Source organism: Rhizobium sp. CB3090 (assembly GCF_029714285.1).
Classification (GTDB): Bacteria; Pseudomonadota; Alphaproteobacteria; order Rhizobiales; family Rhizobiaceae; genus Rhizobium.
This window is the reverse complement of the sequence record NZ_CP121662.1, coordinates 2,930,487-2,946,276: the sequence shown is the minus strand read 5'-3', so window position 1 is coordinate 2,946,276 and position 15,790 is coordinate 2,930,487. Positions and strand designations below refer to the sequence as shown.

13 protein-coding genes are annotated in these 15,790 nt (G+C 61.0%); 7 read left to right on the top strand and 6 right to left on the bottom strand.

The annotated features are described in order from the left end of the window. The first annotated feature begins 220 nt into the window (after positions 1–220). Positions 221–790, top strand: coding sequence for a TetR/AcrR family transcriptional regulator (locus QA646_RS14140; protein ID WP_107109423.1), 570 nt, complete (start codon positions 221–223; stop codon positions 788–790). A 12-nt stretch (positions 791–802) separates the two neighbouring features. Here the strand turns inward: QA646_RS14140 and QA646_RS14135 are convergent, their stop codons facing one another. Both QA646_RS14135 and QA646_RS14130 read right to left on the bottom strand, forming a co-directional pair. Next, a complete protein-coding gene (locus QA646_RS14135; RefSeq protein WP_283056055.1) occupies positions 803–1,597 on the bottom strand; it encodes a methyltransferase domain-containing protein in 795 nt (264 codons plus the stop codon). A gap of 548 nt (positions 1,598–2,145) precedes the next feature. Continuing rightward, positions 2,146–3,126: an aldo/keto reductase gene (locus QA646_RS14130; RefSeq protein WP_283056054.1), complete on the bottom strand. Its 981-nt coding sequence runs from the start codon at positions 3,124–3,126 to the stop codon at positions 2,146–2,148. Positions 3,127–3,380: 254 nt separating this feature from the next. Between QA646_RS14130 and QA646_RS14125 the strand changes: the two genes are divergently transcribed. Beyond that, positions 3,381–5,042, top strand: a complete 1,662-nt coding sequence (locus tag QA646_RS14125; protein ID WP_283056053.1) for an AMP-binding protein — start codon at positions 3,381–3,383, stop codon at positions 5,040–5,042. Here the strand turns inward: QA646_RS14125 and QA646_RS14120 are convergent. From QA646_RS14120 to QA646_RS14110, 3 genes are all read right to left on the bottom strand, one after another. After that, the gene (locus QA646_RS14120; RefSeq protein ID WP_283056052.1) at positions 5,029–6,300 is read right to left on the bottom strand and encodes a GNAT family N-acetyltransferase; all 1,272 of its coding nucleotides are present in this window, start codon (positions 6,298–6,300) and stop codon (positions 5,029–5,031) included. The genes QA646_RS14125 and QA646_RS14120 overlap by 14 nt on opposite strands. A 2-nt stretch (positions 6,301–6,302) precedes the next feature. Further along, entirely contained in the window at positions 6,303–7,718 is a 1,416-nt protein-coding gene (locus QA646_RS14115; RefSeq protein ID WP_283056051.1) for a lipopolysaccharide biosynthesis protein, read from the bottom strand. Between the two features lie 263 nt (positions 7,719–7,981). Continuing rightward, positions 7,982–8,191 carry a 4-oxalocrotonate tautomerase gene (locus QA646_RS14110; RefSeq protein ID WP_283056050.1) on the bottom strand — a complete coding sequence of 70 codons (210 nt, stop codon included), beginning with the start codon at positions 8,189–8,191 and terminating at the stop codon, positions 7,982–7,984. Positions 8,192–8,316: 125 nt separating this feature from the next. Between QA646_RS14110 and QA646_RS14105 the strand changes: the two genes are divergently transcribed. After that, positions 8,317–9,210 (top strand): LysR family transcriptional regulator, encoded by an 894-nt coding sequence (locus tag QA646_RS14105; RefSeq protein WP_283056049.1) that lies wholly within the window; start codon positions 8,317–8,319, stop codon positions 9,208–9,210. Positions 9,211–9,304: 94 nt separating this feature from the next. Here the strand turns inward: QA646_RS14105 and secA are convergent, their stop codons facing one another. Continuing rightward, a complete protein-coding gene (secA, locus tag QA646_RS14100; RefSeq protein WP_283056048.1) occupies positions 9,305–12,025 on the bottom strand; it encodes a preprotein translocase subunit SecA in 2,721 nt (906 codons plus the stop codon). A 244-nt stretch (positions 12,026–12,269) separates the two neighbouring features. Here secA and QA646_RS14095 point away from each other — a divergent pair, with 244 nt between their 5' ends. From QA646_RS14095 to mutT, 4 genes are all read left to right on the top strand, one after another. Beyond that, the gene (locus QA646_RS14095; RefSeq protein WP_283056047.1) at positions 12,270–13,172 is read left to right on the top strand and encodes a peptidylprolyl isomerase; all 903 of its coding nucleotides are present in this window, start codon (positions 12,270–12,272) and stop codon (positions 13,170–13,172) included. A gap of 176 nt (positions 13,173–13,348) precedes the next feature. Then, the gene (argJ, locus tag QA646_RS14090; RefSeq protein ID WP_283056046.1) at positions 13,349–14,590 is read left to right on the top strand and encodes a bifunctional glutamate N-acetyltransferase/amino-acid acetyltransferase ArgJ; all 1,242 of its coding nucleotides are present in this window, start codon (positions 13,349–13,351) and stop codon (positions 14,588–14,590) included. After that, complete coding sequence (locus QA646_RS14085; protein ID WP_283056045.1) at positions 14,571–15,380, top strand: GNAT family N-acetyltransferase; 810 nt, start codon at positions 14,571–14,573, stop codon at positions 15,378–15,380. Before argJ ends, QA646_RS14085 begins: the two co-directional genes overlap by 20 nt. Continuing rightward, a complete protein-coding gene (gene mutT / locus QA646_RS14080; RefSeq protein ID WP_283056044.1) occupies positions 15,377–15,790 on the top strand; it encodes an 8-oxo-dGTP diphosphatase MutT in 414 nt (137 codons plus the stop codon). The genes QA646_RS14085 and mutT overlap by 4 nt, the downstream gene beginning before the upstream one ends.

The window sequence follows — 15,790 nt, the reverse complement described above, 5'->3', positions numbered from 1 at the left end:
AAAGTTGCGTGTCTTGACGTCTGGATCAGAAGGGTGGCGAAAGCGCTCGATCGCAGACGTCCAGGTGTGCCGTGTCCGCTCCTAGCGCCATACCGTGCTCCCGGCTTGAACGTTTGTGTAAAGGCATTTAGATGATTGCTGTCATATTTGTTGCATATTGATGATGGCCATCATATAAATTGTCAATACAGATTTATTGATGCTCTGATGGAGTTTTTTGATGAGAGTGAGCCGGGAAAAATTCGCTGAAAATCGCGAGAAGATCCTTGCTGTCGCAGGGGAGCTCTTTCGCGAGAAGGGTTTCGACGGCATCGGCGTCGCCGACATCATGAAGGCGGCCGGGCTGACGCATGGCGGCTTCTACGGCCATTTCGAATCGAAAGATGAGCTGGCTTGTGAAGCCAGCAAGGCGCTGGTGGCGCGCTCGCAGGAGCGCTGGCAGCAGGTGGTCGAGGGAGCACCGGAAGCGCCGCGCGATGCACTGCTCACGCATTATCTCTCGCATCGCAATGTCGTCGAACATGGCACCGGCTGCGTCTTTGCGGCGCTGACGCAGGAGGTCAGCCGCTACGGTCCGGAAATGCAGTCCACCTTCACCAACGGCCTGATGGGAATGGCGGCGATCCTCGAAGAGATCACGCCCGGAGAAACGCAGGAGGAGCGGCGGCGCAAGGCGCTTGCTGATCTCTCTACCATGGTCGGCGCGGTCATTCTCGCCCGCGCCATGGATACGCCGGCGCTTTCCGAAGAGCTTCTGGCCGCAACCCGGCAGGAGCTCGCTTCGCGTTAAAGCCCGCTTCGATCAGCCGCGGAAAGCGAGCAGGCCGTTCGATTCGACGATCTCAGTGATTTTGCCGTCGGGGGCCGTTTCCAGCAGCTCGGCGCGCAATGCCGCCTCGAAATCGGCAAGCTTGTCGCCGAGCGCTTGCGGCGATGTGGAGGACATCGAGAAGACGCGGCCGACGATATCGTCGATATCCCTCTGATATTCGCTGACGATGCCGATGCGCTCGAGATTGCGGAAGGGCGAGGCGAGGAGCACTGCCTCATGCGGCGCCCATGCCTTGCTCTTCCTCAGCAAGCGCTGCTCATGTCGCTCCGGCGAAAAAGTTTCCGCCAGTCTATCTACGATGCTGCGCCAATCCGGGGTCGCCAGCACCTGTCGGTCATGGAACAGCACGACCGCGCCGCCGGGTTCGATCAGCCTGTCGAGGGCCGCAAGTGTCGCCGGGCGATCCATCCAGTGGAAGGAGCGGCCCATGACGCAGAGATGCAGCCTGCCGATATCCGGCCCGAGATCGTAGGAGGACCCTTGACGCAGGGTAATCTCGACACCGGCTTCTTTCGCCCCGGCTTCGGCTGCGGCGAGCATTTCCGGCTCGGGGTCCATGGCAGTGACGGCAGCGCCCCGAAGCCGCGCAAACGCGATCCCGAGCTGTCCCGGGCCGCAGCCGAGGTCAAGCACATGGTCGCCGGCCTTCAGGCCGCTTTGCTCGGCGACACGGGCGATCAGGCTGTCCGGATAGGGGATGCGATAGCGCAGGTAGTCGGCCGCGGTCGACTGAAAGCGCCGCGCTTCGAAGGGAACTGTGATCATGGATTGCCATCCTCGGGGGTGGGGGAATCTTGACTTGTTAAGCCTCAACAGTGACCGGCTCGTGAAGTAACTTTTGCGCGATTTGCGGGGGATTCAGCGGCACCGTTATTCTCTGCGGCTCAAAGCCCGAGCGCTTGTTTCTAAAGGGCTCAGGAAATGGCTTTAGAGTTCGGGACTGCCGCCCCTCACCCTAGCCCTCTCCCCGCATGGGCAGGGAAATCGTATATGCGAGATTGTTGAAGAATCGAATGATAACCGGTTTGCCGCGAGGGTTACTCCTTCTCCCCAGCGGGGAGAAGGTGGCCCGAAGGGTCGGATGAGGGGGTGTCTCCCCGAGCAAAAATGCTATTGTTTTAATGAATTCTTACTTTGCCGCACGTCCCCCTCATCCGCCCTTCGGGCACCTTCTCCCCGAGGGGAGAAGGAGGAGCCGCAGCTCTATTTTTCAATAATCCTGCACCTGCGATTGCCCTGATGCATGCGGGATGAGAGGCCAAGCAAGCAGGTGCGGCATCATTGGCCCAACCTGACCAGCGCCAAATCCCAGATCACTTGAAGCCGGCAACCCCATGCGGAATGTAAGGCGATTCCAGCGCTTCGATCTCCTCGGGCGTCAGTTTCACCGAAAGCGAGGCGACGGCGTCGGCGATGTGGCCGGGTTTGGAGGCGCCGATGATCGGGGCGGTGACGGCGCTTTTCTGCAGGAGCCAGGCTGTGGCGACCTGGGCGCGTGCGATGCCGCGGGCCTTGGCGATGGCGCCGACGGCTTCGACAACCCTGCGGTCGGCGTCGATTGCCTGAGTGTAAAGCGTCTTGCCGAATTCGTCGCTTTGCGTGCGGGCCGTCGTCTCGTCCCAGTCGCGAGTGAGGCGGCCGCGGGCAAGCGGGCTCCAGGGAATGACCGCGATCTTCTGGTCTTCGCAGAAGGGCAGCATTTCGCGCTCTTCCTCGCGATAGAGCAGGTTCAGGTGGTTCTGCATGCTGACGAATTCGGTCCAGCCGTTGAGGCGCGAGGTGAAGATCGCCTTGGCGAATTGCCAGGAATACATCGAGGAGGCGCCGATATAGCGGGCCTTGCCGGCCTTGACGATATCGTGCAGCGCTTCCAGCGTTTCCTCGATCGGCGTCGTATAGTCCCAGCGATGGATCTGGTAGAGATCGACATAGTCGGTGCCGAGGCGGCGCAGGCTGTTATCGATCTCATCGAAGATCGCCTTGCGCGACAGGCCGGCGCCGTTCGGGCCGGGACGCATGCGGTTGAACACCTTGGTTGCCAGGACGATATCCTCGCGGCGCGCGAAATCCTTGATGGCGCGGCCGACGATCTCCTCCGACGAGCCGTTGGAATAGGTGTTCGCCGTATCGAGGAAGTTGATGCCGGCCTCGATCGCCTGCCTAAGCAGCGGACGGCTCTCCTCTTCCTTCAGCGACCAGGCATGCGTGCCCTTGCCGGGATCGCCATAGGTCATGCAGCCCAGGCAGATGCGGGACACTTCAAGGCCGGTTTTGCCAAGCTTCACATATTCCATCGGTAGTCTCCATCTTTAGGGTCCGACACGGAAACGCTCCGCCGCCGGACTGGAGGCAGAGTGGATGTGTTGTCGAAGGGAGACTAGCGGAGCGTAGCTTCGGCGATTAGCTCAATAATTCGCAATAGGCTTTGAAGCAGCGCTAAATAAATACGGCGATTTCCGCGGGCGCGGAGGCGACGATTGCAAATGTTTCCTTGAACCCCAGGCGCGACAGGTGTTAGCTGCACTGCAGCATTTTTCTGGATTTTGGTATGAAACTGCCCCCTCGCAACAGCTATGACGCCCTATATCGCGATTTTCGTTGGGACATTCCGGCGAAATTCAATATCGGGCGCGTGGTTTGCGACGATTGGGCGGAGCGAGAGCCGGACCGGGTCTGCCTTGAGCATTTCAGCCCGGACGGCAGCCATCTGGCGATGACCTATGGCGAGCTGCGGGACCGTTCCGCCGCTTTTGCCAATGCGTTGACGGCGCTCGGCGTGCGGTCAGGCGATCGGGTGGCGCTGCTTTTGCCACAGAGTTTCGAGACAGTCATCGCGCATGTCGCGATCTACAAGATGGGAGCAATTGCCCTGCCGCTGGCGCTGCTTTTCGGTGCGGAAGCATTGGAATACCGGCTGACAGTTTCGGGAACCTCGGCGATCGTCACTAATCAGTTCGGCCTCACGCGGCTGCGGCCGATCCGCGATCGCTTGCCAGCCCTCGCGCATGTGATCAGCATCGACGGCGTCGGGGAGGGTGTCGCCGGTTTTGCCGAGCTCGTTGCGGCGCATCCGCCGCTTTTCGAGGTGGCGGATACCGGACCTGACGATCCGGCGCTGATGATTTTCACCTCAGGCACCACCGGCCCGCCGAAGGGTGCGTTGCACGGGCATCGCGTTTTGCCGGGGCATATTCCCGGCATGCAGTTCGCCCACGAAGGTTTTCCGCAAGCGGGCGATAAACTTTGGACGCCGTCGGATTGGGCCTGGGCGGGCGGTCTGCTGAATGCGCTGCTGCCGAGCCTGATGCTCGGCGTGCCCGTCGTCTCCTCGCCGGCGCAGAAATTCGATGCGCACATGGCCTTCCGCATCATGGCCGAGATGGGCGTGCGAAACGCCTTTATTCCGCCGACCGCCTTGCGGCTGCTGAAGTCGGTGAGCAATCCCCGGGCGCTTTACGATCTCAAGCTGCGCACCGTCGGCTCGGCCGGCGAGGCGCTCGGGCGCGAGACCTATGAATGGGCGCGTTCCGCCCTCGGGGTCACCGTCAACGAGTTTTTCGGCCAGACCGAATGCAATTTCGTTCTCTCCTCCAGCGCCGCCTTCGGCGTCAGCCGTGGCGGGTCGACCGGCAAGCCCGTGCCCGGCCATCGCGTTGCGATCGTCGATGCGGATGGCAGGGAGATGCCGGTCGGTGAGAGCGGGCAGATCGCTATCCAGTGGCCCGATCCGGTGATGTTCCTCGGCTACTGGCAGGACGAGAAGGCGACGGAGGCGAAATTCGCCGGCGACTGGCTGTTGACCGGTGATCTCGGCCGGCAGGATGCGGACGGCTATATTTCCTTTATCGGCCGCGACGACGATGTCATCACCTCGTCGGGCTATCGCATCGGCCCCAGCGAGATCGAGGACTGTCTCGGCGGTCATCCAGCCGTGCAACTGGCCGCCGCCGTCGGCAAGCCGGATGTGGTGCGCACGGAGATCGTCAAGGCCTATGTGGTTCTCACGTCCGGCTTCGAGCCGGGCGAGGCGCTGGCCGCCGAAATCTGCGACTGGGTGAAAACGCGGCTTTCCATGCACGAATATCCGCGCGAGATCGAGTTTGTCGATGCCCTGCCGCTGACGACATCGGGTAAGGTCATCCGCCGCCTGCTGCGCGACCGCGCGGTGGCCGAGGCTCTGGAAGCAAACCGGATGTCTAGCGCTTCGTAAGCGACAATATCTTCTCGCGCAGCAGCTTCGCCATGTTGCGGGTGCTGCGGTACATATGCAGTTGCGTTGCCACTTGCCGGACGTCGCGGTCACCGTTCTGCGTCAGGCCGATGATCAGCGTGCCCATGTCTTCGCGCTCCTGCCAAAAGCGGCTCATGATCGGATGATTGGGCACCGCGCAGGAGTCCGAACGGACGATGTTGGCGTCGTCGAGATGCCACTCGGTCAGCTCGCCCATCAGCAGCTTGCCCGGCGAATAGCGGGCGTAATCCTCGTTATAGGCCGTCTTCCAGGTATAGGCCTCGCCGCCCATCATCAGCACGATCATCGAGGCGATGGCCTTGCCGTTGAGGTCGATGGTGTGAATGCGCACGGCATCGACGGCGGCGAGATTGGAGATGGCCTCGCGGGCAAAGGCCGCATGGTGGCGGTCAGTGACCATGGCGCTGCGTTTCTTACCCTTCCAGCCGCTCGCTTCCAACGCCATGAATTCCTCCATGCGCAGGTGAATGTCGCGGGGCTGGCGGGCGACGCTGTAGACGACCTCACCGAGATTTTCCAGGAGACGCCACTGGCGGCGCATTTCGCGCAGATGCGCGTTCGAGATCGTTCGCTTGAGATAGGCGAGCGCATCCTCGCTGCTGTCGAGCATCGGCCGCTGATAGGAATTGGCGACAGTGAGCGGCAGGTTGCGGCCGATGGCGACTGCCTTTGCCATCTGGGCGAAACGGCCGTTCAATCGGATATCCGGCAGCACCAGCGTGGTCGGCAGGTGCAGTTCCCGCCGGGTCAGCGCCTCGAAGAGATTGTCGAGCGTTTCGCCGGCCTCTTCGGCGTCCACTAGGGGAGTGCCGAGCGGACCGAATGAATTCGACCAGACACGGATAATCGAAGGACCGATCGCAAAACCCGGCTTGTCGACAGTAAAGGGCACCAGGAGGCGCATGCGGCTGCGGGCGCTATTGTCGTCGCGGATCAGGGCGAGGCGGATCTGCCGATCCTCCAGGCGCGGCATGGCAGGCGCCAGGAAGCGACCGGAGAAGAAGACGTTCGGCTCCATGGCACGATTGGAGAGAAAATCCAGTTCATCCTGCAGTTCATAGCCGAGCTTGCCGGGATAGAGGCAGAGTTCACGGCCGGCCCGTCCGACCTCGACGCGGGCCTCGGCCTTGGGTCGCTCGAAATGCAGCGCTGCCAGCGTATGCGTCAGAGCATTCACTTGGCTGTCGGTGCTTTCGGTAAAAGGAGGGCGCGCCATGGTCAGAGTGCCCCGTTCGTAGCTGATGTCGCCGGCTGACGGGTAAGGGCGAAGAGCACGATGCCGAGCGCACGGCGGACGGCGAAATGCAGCAACATGGCCTCGACCATCATGGCACTGGCCGCAGCAATGGCCGCGCCTTCGATGCCGAAATGCGGAATGAGAGCGACGTTGAGGCCGATATTGGCGATCAGCGCCGCGGCATAGAGATAGACGCAGAGCATCTGCCGGTCCGCCATCAGCAGCAGCATCTCGGCCGGACCGACAAGCGCCTTGGCGAGAACGCCGGCAAGCAGGATGGCGATGACCACCTGGCCCTCGGTAAAGGCTGCGCCGAAGAGCGAGAGCAGGAATTGTCCGGCCGCGAACACGACAAGACCGACAGCGAGGGCCGGGAAGAAGGTCCAGCGCGCGGCTTCCGTGGCGAAGGCCGCGAGTTTTTCCCGATCGTTCTCGGCGATGATGGCGGCAAAACGCGGGCCAATGGCAGCCTTGACGGCGAAAGAGATGAAATGCACCAGCGCCATGATCTTGGCAGCGGCGAAATAGACGGCGACCTCAGCGGGATCGAGGTAGATGCCGACCACGACGACATCGGAATTGGTCAGGAGATAACCGACGCCTTCCACCAGAAAGACCGGGAAAGCGACGGCAAGCCAGGCGTTGAATTCGATCGTTTTCGGGCCGTTGGGATAATGGCGGCGCAGGCGGAAGGTGAGGGCGAGATATTGGCAAAAGACGGTGACGAAAGCGGCAGCAAGGGCAGCCGCCATCGCCGTCACCGCGCTATGGGCCGCGCCGAAAAGGATGGCGGCCAGCATGAACAGCAGGATCAACGTCGGGCGGATGAGGAAAGTCGGGCTCAGCGCCATGACCGGCCAATGATTGGCGCGCGCCGTGCCATCCAGCACGTCGCCAAGCGCGATCATCGGCACGGCGATCAGGCCGAGAAAGATCGGCACGACATAATAGTTTTCGACCATGCCGCTGAACGCATAGAGCGCCGCCATGCCGATCAGAGCCAATCCGCCGGCAACTGCCAGGACGAAGCGGCGTGCCGTGGCGGTCACACCGCGGATGGCATCGTGATCGCCGCTCGCATCATATTGCGGCAGGAAACGGATGATGGCTGTCGGGAAGCCGAGGCAGGCGAGATTGCCGAACAGGATCATCAGCACCCAGACGAAGACGAAGACGCCATATTCGAAGCGCCCCATCATGCGGGCGAGAACGATCTGCGAGACGAAAGCAAGGGCGGCGCCGGCAATGCGGATGGCGAAAGCGACCAGTGCCATACGCTGCGAGACGGCCTTTTCGTCATTGCCGGTGAAGAGGGGCACGAGTTTGCGCAGGTGCGGCGACAGCACAGTCCGCAGCCCGGACGGCAGCATTTTCTCTGCTGTTTGAAAGACCGCCATGTCGATACGCAATACTTAAAACATGATCTAACCTAAGGATAGTTTTCGCAGAAGGGGGTTAAGAATCGGTTCCTCGAACACATGAAAAGCATGCGAAGACGGTGCCGGCGCATCAATAAAATGCCGCCCGAAGGCGACACTTTGGATCGGCAAGAAGATGCGAAGCCTAAATGACCTCGTTGCCCTCGAACGTTGATGGCAATGGCTGCCGTGGCTGGTCCGTCGCGAGAGACGGAGGTGAAAATCAGTTACCCGTCAGCGCGTCATCGTGCGATTTTCTGAAGCGTGTCCTTATCCGCTACGAGTTGGCCGCCCTTGGCCCAGTGTTCGCGAGGAATCTCGCTGATCAACACGTCCACACTATCCGTCGGGCAAGCAAGCGTCTCGGCGGCAACCTGTGTGACCTTGCGGACGAAATCACGCTTTTGCTCAAGGGTTCGGCCCGGATGCATTTCGAGATGAATTGTTGGCATTGGAAAGCTCCTGTTTGGTTGCCTTCTCCAATTGAGAAGGACTGAGGCAAAGGAACTATGGCCGCTGGCTTCCCTGGAATAAACGTGCTTTATGTTCATTCATTTAGAACCGCTAGGTTTATAATATGGACAAATTGTCCGCGATGACGATGTTCGTGCGGGTGGTTGAACACGGCAGTTTCAGTGCCGCCGCCGACGCTGCAGGCGTGTCTCCCACCATGGCAGGCAAGCAAGTGCGGGCAATAGAAGCGCGCCTCGGAGCTCGCTTGCTTCATCGAACCACCCGGCGTCAGCAACTAACCGAAATCGGCCGTCTGTATTACGAGCGCTGCAAGCAAGTGCTCGCCGATGTGCAACTGGCTGACGCCAGCGCGAGCGAATTGCAGTCCGAACCTCGCGGTCTCCTGCGCATCGTCTCCCCTGTTACGTTCGGAAGTCATCGCCTGATGCCGGCACTTGCCGACTATCTCGCTATGTATCCAGCCGTAAGTGTGGACGTCATGCTGGACAACGGAGTGCCAGACCTTTCGCGGGAGGGGTGCGAACTCGCAATTCGCATAGGGGACGTCGCCGAGCTCGATCTGGTCGCACGCCCTTTGCAGCCATACCGACGAATAATGGCGGCGTCTGCAGCCTATCTGGAGCGGCGGGGTACACCGACGCACCCCAGGGATTTGTCCGCGCATGATTGCCTCGGCCTCTCCTACTGGCGTCGCCGCGACCAGTGGTATTTGTTTGGCCCTGATGGCGAATGGCGGCCGGACGTAAGCGGGCGATTGTCTGCCGACAATGGTGATGCACTGCGCGTCGCCGCCTTGAATGGCGCGGGTATCGTCCTTCAGCCGGAAGTCATGCTTGCCGAGGATCTTGCCAGAGGTCGCCTTGTGCAGGTGCTGCCCGACTGGATGCCGGTCGCCTCGCCAATGCACTTGCTGTATGCCCTCGATCGTCGACCCACCGCGAAACTGCGCAGCATGATCGATTTCTTGCTGAAACGCTTTGGCGCACCTGCCGAATAGTTTCCGACATATATTGCTCGGCCTTCAGGCAAAATCGCGCATAAAAATGCCGCCCGAAGGCGGCATTTGGTCATGGCCGAGGGACTGCGAAGTCTCAAACGACTTCGCTGCTCTCGAACGCCCCGTGGCAATGCTTGTATTTCTTGCCGGAACCGCAGGGGCAAGTCTCGTTGCGGCCGACGCGGCCCCAGGTTGCCGGATTCTGTGGATCACGGTTTTCCGGTGCGACGACGTTGTCGTTGACGAGGCTGAGCGGCGCAAATTCGTCTTCGCCGGTCGTGGCGTCGATATGGCGTGCCTGCATCGGCATTGCCTGCGGCTCGGCCGGCTGCTGCACCAGTTCAACACGCGACAACTGAGCGATGACGGCCTGGCGCAGGTTGTTCAAAAGCGACTGGAAGAGTTCGAAAGCCTCGGCCTTGTATTCCTGCAACGGATCGCGCTGGGCATAGCCGCGGAAGCCGATGACGGAGCGCAGGTGATCGAGGTTGACGATGTGCTCGCGCCAGAGATTATCCAGCGTCTGCAGCACGATGGAGCGCTCGACATAGGTCATGATTTCGGGGCCGAAGCGCTCGGCCTTTTCTGTGGCGGCCTTGTCTGCTGCTTCCGTCAGGCGGGCACGGATATCGTCTTCGGCGATGCCCTCTTCCTTGACCCAGTCATGCACCGGCATGTCGAGATCGAAGAAGTTGGCGACAGCCGTCTTCAAGCCGTCAGCATCCCACTGTTCGGCATAGGCGCGCTCGGGGATGTACCTGGAAACCAGATCTTCGACGACCTCGTGGCGCATGTCGCCGACAGTTTCGGAGAGATCCGTCGCATCCATCAGCTCGACGCGTTGCTCGAAGATGACCTTGCGCTGATCGTTCAGCACGTCGTCATACTTCAGGACGTTCTTGCGGATGTCGAAGTTGCGGGCTTCGACCTTCTTCTGGGCGCGTTCCAGCGCCTTGTTGATCCAGGGATGGACGATCGCCTCGCCTTCCTTGAGGCCGAGCTTCTGCAGCATGCCGTCCATACGGTCGGAGCCGAAGATGCGCATCAGGTCGTCCTGGAGCGACAGGTAGAATTTCGAACGGCCAGGGTCGCCCTGACGGCCGGAACGGCCGCGCAACTGATTGTCGATGCGGCGGCTTTCATGGCGCTCGGTGGCGATGACATAGAGACCGCCGGCGGTAAGCGCCTGCTGCTTGAGCTCCTTGATCTCTTCGGCGATCTTGGCGATCGCCGCATCGCGCTCAGGGCCGGGCTCCATCTCCTCCAGATCGCGCTCTACGCGCATTTCGAGGTTGCCGCCGAGCTGAATGTCGGTACCGCGGCCGGCCATGTTGGTGGCGATCGTCACGGCGCCGGGAACGCCGGCCTGGGCGACGATATAGGCTTCCTGCTCGTGGTAGCGGGCGTTCAGAACCTGGAAGTTGCTGAAGCCCTGCTTGCGCATGCGGTCGGCAAGAAGCTCGGACTTTTCGATCGAGGTGGTGCCGACGAGCACCGGCTGGCCGCGCTTGTGGGCGTCAAGGATCTCGGCGATGATCGCCTTATATTTTTCGTCGTGCGTACGGTAGACCTCGTCGTCCTCATCGATACGCTGGATCGGCAGATTGGTCGGCACCTCGACCACGTCAAGGCCGTAGATGTTGCCGAATTCTTCTGCTTCCGTGGATGCCGTGCCGGTCATGCCGGCAAGCTTGTCGTACATACGGAAATAATTCTGGAAGGTGATCTGCGCCAGCGTCTGGTTTTCCGGCTGGATCTGCACCCGTTCCTTGGCTTCCAGCGCCTGGTGCTGGCCGTCCGAATAGCGGCGGCCCGGCATCATGCGACCGGTGAATTCGTCGATGATGACGACTTCGCCGTTGCGGACGATATAGTCCTTGTCACGCTGGAAGAGCTTGTGGGCTTTCAGGGCGTTGTTGACATGGTGGACGATCGCGACGTTTTCGATGTCGTAGAGCGATTCACCCTTCAGAAGACCGGCGTCACGCAGCATGTTTTCCAGCTTCTCGGTGCCGTCCTCGGAGAAGTTGGCCGAGCGCTGCTTCTCGTCGATTTCGTAATCGTCCTTCGACAGGCGCGGAATGAAGGCGTCGATAGTGGTATAGAGATCGGAACGGTCGTCGAGCGGGCCGGAAATGATGAGCGGCGTGCGCGCCTCGTCGATGAGGATCGAGTCCACTTCGTCGACGATCGCGAAATTATGACCGCGCTGCACCATCTGGGCGCGGTCGTATTTCATATTGTCGCGCAGATAGTCGAAGCCGAGTTCGTTGTTGGTGCCGTAAGTGATGTCGCAGGCATAGGCGTCGCGGCGTTCTTCATCCGACAGGCCGTGAATGATGACTCCGGTGGTAAGCCCGAGGAAGCCGTAAATGCGGCCCATGTGGCCGCTGTCGCGCTGCGCCAGGTAATCGTTGACGGTGACGACATGGACGCCCTTGCCCGCAAGCGCGTTCAGATAGACGGGCAGCGTCGCGACCAGCGTCTTGCCTTCGCCCGTCTTCATCTCGGAGATTGCATTCGAATGCAGGATCATGCCGCCGATGAGCTGTACGTCAAAAGGTCGCATTCCGAGAACGCGCCGCGAGGCCTCGCGCACCACGGCAAAGGCGGGTACAAGAAGGTCGTCGAGCGTCTTGCCGTCGGCAAGCTGCTGGCGGAACTCGACCGTCTTGGCGGCCAAGGCTTCGTCAGACAAAGCGCGCATCTGTTCTTCGAGCGCGTTGATCGCAACGACATTCGGCTGGAACGACTTGACGCGGCGGTCGTTGGACGAGCCAAACAACTTGCGGGCAATTCCACCTAGGCTGACCATATGACTGGTCCTTTCTGAGATTTCATCCTGTCGTTTTCTGCTTCATCCGCCCCTGAAAAAATCGGGAGTATAGCACAAAACGCCCGGAAACTGTTCTGGACGCGAGGTTGCGTGACAGATAAGAGGGGGGTCGATTGATGTCAACGGGAATTGGCCGATACAGAAAGGCCACATTCTCCTGCTGAAGGCTTTTCCTGCCGGATTCATTACTTTGAGCCGGTCGAGACCACCGAAAGGTTATTTTATGTTGAGCTACAACAAACTTGCTGCGGCTGCGTTCGCAACATTCGTCACCTTGCAGGCGCCGGTCTTTGCCGCTGACGCCAAAGATCCCGTTGTCGCCAAGGTCGGCGATGTCGAAATCCATCAGTCCGAGCTCGATCTCGCGATCGCCAATCTCGACCCGCAGCTCGGCCAGCTTCCCGACGATCAGAAGAAGGTCGCGGCACTTTCGGCTTCGATCGACGTCAAGCTGCTCGCCAAGGATGCGGCTGCCGAAAAGCTCGACCAGACGCCGGACTTCCAGTCGCATATGGCCTATCTGCGCGACCGCGAGCTGCACAATGCCTATTTCAAGGCGCATGTCGCGGACGCGATCAAGGACGATGAGGTCAAGGCCCGCTACGACAAGGAAGTCGCGGCCCTGCCGAAGCAGGAAGAGGTTCATGCACGCCACATCCTGGTGAAGACCGAGGACGAGGCCAAGGCAATCATCAAGGAACTCGACGCCGGCAAGGATTTTGCCGAACTCGCCAAGGAAAAGTCGACCGATCCGAACAAGGGCGATGGCGGCGATCTCGGCTATTTCGCCCGTGGCCGGATGGTCAAGGAATTCGAAGATGCAGCCTTCGCGCTGCCCGTCGGCACCTACACCAAGACCCCGGTGAAGTCCGACTTCGGCTGGCACGTCATCAAGGTCGAAGACAAGCGCGTCGCTCCGCCGCCGCCGTTCGATCAGGTGAAGGATCAGGTTCGTCAGCTCGTCATGCGCGACAAGTATCTTGAGCTCCTGGCCAAGGCCAAGCAGGAATCGAAGGTCGTCATCAATGACCCGGCGCTGAGCAAGGCCTATGATGATGCGCAGAAGCAGCAGGATCAGGCGCCGGCAGACGACGCGGTCGCCCCTGGCGCCCAGCCGCAGCAGTAAGTCGCAGCAGTTAAACCATCAGGGCCCGGTTCTTCCGGGCCCTTCACTGGAGTCGGATGATTTTAGGTCGCATCGACCTAAAATCTGAATCCGCTCCAGAATCAAAGAAACAGAGCATGATGTAGTCCGAAAACCGCCTGTACTTTTCGGCATCATGCTCTTTCAGGTGTGGCCTCATGTCCGGTTCCGTCTCCCCGCTCGCTCCTAAATCCTTCGTTGCCATGCCGGCCTTGCGCGGCGTGCGCATGACCACGGCATCCGCCGGTATCAAATACAAGAACCGGACCGACGTCCTGCTCATGGTTTTCGACAGGCCGGCCGCCGTCGCGGGTGTCTTCACCCGCTCTAAGTGCCCGTCGGCTCCCGTCGATTTCTGCCGGTCGAACCTGGCGCATGGCAGCGCCCGCGCCGTCGTCGTCAATTCCGGCAATGCCAACGCCTTCACCGGCCTCAAGGGTCGTCAGGCGACCGAGCTCACCGCCAAGTCGGCAGCGGCTGCTGTCGGTTGCGGCGAGAACGAAGTCTATCTCGCCTCGACGGGTGTGATCGGCGAGCCATTGGACGCGACCAAGTTCGCCGGCGTGCTCGACACCATGGCAAAGGACGCGACCAGCGATTTCTGGTTCGAGGCCGCCAAGGCGATCATGACGACGGATACCTATCCGAAGGTTGCCACCCGCAGCGCCGAGATCGATGGCGTCAAGGTCACCATCAACGGCATCGCCAAGGGTGCGGGCATGATCGCGCCCGACATGGCGACCATGCTGTCCTTCGTCGTCACCGATGCCGATATCTCTTCCGCTGCATTGCAGACCCTCCTGTCGGAAGGCGTCGGCCCGAGCTTCAATTCGATGACGGTCGACAGCGACACGTCGACATCGGATACGCTGATGTTGTTCGCCACCGGCGCTGCCGCCGCTGACGGTCAGGCTCGCATCGAGCGCGCCGAGGATCCCAAGCTTGCCGCGTTCCGTACGGCGCTGAACGAGCTCCTGAAGGATCTCGCCATCCAGGTGGTCCGCGACGGCGAAGGCGCCACCAAGATGCTCGAGATCACCGTGACCGGCGCTGAAAATGACGCTGCCGCCAAGCGCATTGCGCTCTCGATCGCCAATTCGCCGCTGGTCAAGACCGCTGCCGCCGGCGAGGATGCCAATTGGGGCCGCGTCGTCATGGCCGTCGGCAAGGCCGGCGAAATGGCCGACCGCGACAGGCTCGCCATCTGGTTTGGCGACGTCCGCGTCGCCGTCAACGGTGAGCGCGATGCCTCCTATTCCGAGGAAGCAGCCTCCAATGTGATGAAGCAGCAGGATATTCCTGTGAAAGTCGACCTCGGACTGGGCAATGGCCGGGCGACGGTCTGGACCTGCGACCTCACCAAGGAATATGTTGCCATCAATGGCGACTACCGGAGCTGATATCCTTCCAATGCATGCGCAGTCCACGATGAACAAGCTGCCTTTGGTGCGCAGGCTCGAAGCCGTCGGTTTCCGGGCATGGCCTGCCTCGTCCGTGCAGTATGATGGCAGTTGGCAGGTGCGGTTGACGGCGGGCCATCCGTCGAAACGGCTGAACTGCGTCGTACCGCTCGATCCCTCCGACAGCCGCGATCTCGATATCCGGCTGACGAAGGCGCAGCGCAAGTTCGAGGCCTATGGCCGGCCGATGGTGGTGCGCGAGACGCCGCTCGCCTCGCCAATGCTGATCGAGCTGTTGCAGCGCCAGGGTTGGACGCGGTTCGACGAGACCATCGTCATGACCACCGATCTGATCGATCTCGAACTTCCCGATACGCTGGATCATCTGCCGAGCCACGATGTCGGCCGCTATGTCGACGCGAGCCTGTTGGTGGATAAAGCCGATCCCGTTCTCAAGCCTGCCCTGGCAGAGGTTGTGAGCGGTATCAAGCCGCCCTCGGGTCTTTTCGTTATCGAGAATGACGAGGCTGGACCGGTGGCAACGACGCTTTGCGTGCAGGACAACGACCTTGCCGGCATCATGTCGGTGTCGGTGGCGGCCGAGCACCGGCGCAAGGGATTGGCAATCGAGATTCTGACGTCGGCGCTGCGGTGGGCGCGTATGCGCAGCGCCCGGACCGCCTGGCTGCAAGTCGGTGCCTGCAACGACCCGGCATTGGCGCTCTATGCCCGCTTCGGTTTCCGTGAGGCCTATCGGTATTGCTACTGGCGCCCTGCGAGTGAAGCATGAGCGAAGCCGGCCGCAAGATCATTCTGGTCGCTGCCTGCGCGCTGATCGACACCGATGGCCGCATCCTTCTGGCGCAGCGGCCGGAGGGAAAATCGCTCGCCGGCCTATGGGAATTTCCGGGCGGCAAGGTCGAGCCCGGCGAGACGCCGGAAGAGACTTTGGTGCGCGAGCTTCAGGAAGAGCTTGGCATCCAGACGAAGATCGCTTGTCTTGCGCCGCTGACATTCGCCAGCCATACCTACGAAACCTTCCATCTGCTGATGCCGCTTTATATCTGCCGTCGCTATGAAGGCATACCGCATGGCCGGGAGGGCCAGGCGATCAAATGGGTACGACCTCAGGCGCTGCGCGACTACCCGATGCCGCCGGCGGATGAGCCGTTGATCCCGTTCTTGCAGGATCTGCTTTAG